This window comes from Actinospica durhamensis, assembly GCF_018139695.1.
Classification (GTDB): Bacteria; Actinomycetota; Actinomycetes; order Streptomycetales; family Catenulisporaceae; genus Actinospica; species Actinospica durhamensis.
On record NZ_JAGSOG010000519.1, the window covers coordinates 1 to 2,230 of the forward strand.

A 2,230-nucleotide genomic window follows, 5' to 3' on the forward strand; every position below is an offset into this window, starting at 1 on the left:
GCCCGGGACCCGCCGGGCATCGCCCCGATCCGCATCTGCGACCCCTCGTGTGCCGTCCCGCGCCGTTTCCCGTCTCGGACAGCGTGCACCCACGGTCTCGCCCGGGCACGCCCCGGGCACCGTCATACCGGCGCGCACCGGCGCGCGTCCAGCGTAGAAAACCCGCATCTATCAGGACGAACGCGTACAAACACGATGATCACGGAACTGTGGGGCGCGCTCTCCCCCTCACGCCCCGGGGGGCTTACGATGCCCTGCGTGCCTTCACTGATGGGGATGACAAAGCGCGTACTCGTCGGCCGGCCGGTGCGCAGCGAAATGCTCGGCGAGGCGACGCTCCCGAAAAAGATCGCGCTTCCGGTCTTCGCCTCCGACGCCCTGTCCTCGGTCGCCTACGCCACCGAGGAGATCCTGCTGGTCCTGTCCGCCGGCGGGCTCGCGATGTTCCACTACACGTGGTACATCGCCGCCGCGGTCGCGCTGCTGATGCTGGTGGTGGTGGCGTCCTATCGGCAGAACGTGCACGCCTACCCGTCCGGCGGCGGCGACTACGAGGTGGCCACCACCAACCTGGGCCCGCGGGCCGGGCTCACCGTGGCCAGCGCGCTGATGGTGGACTACACCCTCACCGTCGCGGTCTCCACGGCCGCGGGCGTGGCCAACCTGGCCTCCGCGTTCCCCGTCCTGAACGGGCACGTGGTGCTCATCTGCGTCCTGGTCATCGCCGTGATCACCGTGATGAACCTGCGCGGGGTGCGCGAGTCGGGCACCGCCTTCGCCATCCCCACGTACTGCTTCATCGCCTCGATCGCCATCATGATCCTGTGGGGCGTCGCGCAGATCATGACGGGCCACCACCTGGCCGCCGAGAGCGCGCACTACCAGATCAAGACCACCACGAACTACTCCGGCCTGGCGCTCGGCTTCCTGCTGCTGCGCGCCTTCGCCTCCGGCTGCACCGCGCTGACCGGCGTCGAGGCGATCAGCAACGGCGTGCCCGCGTTCAAGGTGCCCAAGAGCCGCAACGCCGCCACCACCCTGGCGCTGCTCGGCGGCATCGCGGTGGCCATGTTCGCCGGCGTGACCGCGCTCGCCCTGGCCGCGCACGTGCACACCGCCGAGGACCCCACCCAGCTGATCGGCCTGCCCGCGGGCAACACCCCGCGCACCGTCATCGCCCAGGTCGCCCGCGCGGTGTTCGGCGACTCCTCGCCGATGTTCTACCTGCTGCAGTTCTTCACCGCGCTGATCCTGGTGCTGGCCGCGAACACCGCGTTCAACGGCTTCCCGGTGCTCGCCTCGATCCTGTCGCGGGACGGCTACATGCCGCGCCAGCTGCGCAACCGCGGCGACCGGCTGGCCTACTCCAACGGCATCCTGCTGCTCTCCGCGCTCGCCATCCTGCTCGTGGTGGCCTTCGACGCCTCGCCGACGCGGCTGATCCAGCTCTACATCATCGGCGTGTTCGTCTCCTTCGTGTGCAGCCAGTCCGGCATGATCCGGCACTGGAACAGGCTGCTGCGCACCGAGACCGACACGGCCGCGCGGCGACGGATGATGCGGGCCCGGGTGATCAACTCGGTCGGCGCCGGGTTCACCGGCACCGTCCTGGTCATCGTGCTGGCCACCAAGTTCCTCAAGGGCGCCTGGATCGTGGTGCTGGCCATGCCGATCATCTGGCTGGTCATGCGCGCCATCCAGCGCCACTACCAGGCCGTCGCGGTCGAACTCGAGCCGCCGGAGAACCTGCGCGCGTCCCGGCCGCACAGCAACCACGCCGTGGTGCTCGTCTCCAAGCTGCACCTGCCCACCATCCGCGCCCTCGGCTACGCCAAGGCCACCCGGCCCGACAGTATCCAGGCCGTGACCGTGGACCTCGACGAGGCCGAGGTGCAGGCGCTGCGCGAGCAGTGGGAGGCGCGCGAGATCCCCGTCCCGCTCACCGTGATCGCCTCGCCCTACCGCGAGATCACCCGGCCGGTGGTCGAGTTCGTCAAACGCCTGCGCACCGAGAACCCGGACGACATCGTCACCGTCTACATCCCCGAGTACGTGCTCGGACACTGGTGGGAGCAGATCCTGCACAACCAGTCCGCGCTCCGGCTCAAGAGCCGGCTGCTCTACCAGCGCGGCGTGGTGGTCGCCAGCGTGCCCTACCAGCTGCGCTCGGCCGCCACCGGGCAGCTGCCCGGACCGGTCACCGCCGCCACCGTGCCCGCCCCCGCGGCCC

The 2,230-nt window shown here is 70.2% G+C and carries 1 protein-coding gene; it reads left to right on the plus strand.

Annotation, left to right across the window (positions count from 1 at the left end; genetic code table 11):
* Nucleotides 1-276: 276 nt before the first annotated feature.
* Nucleotides 277-2,230 (plus strand): APC family permease (locus tag KDL01_RS40625; protein WP_246577678.1); only part of this gene is annotated, 1,954 nt, incomplete at its 3' end.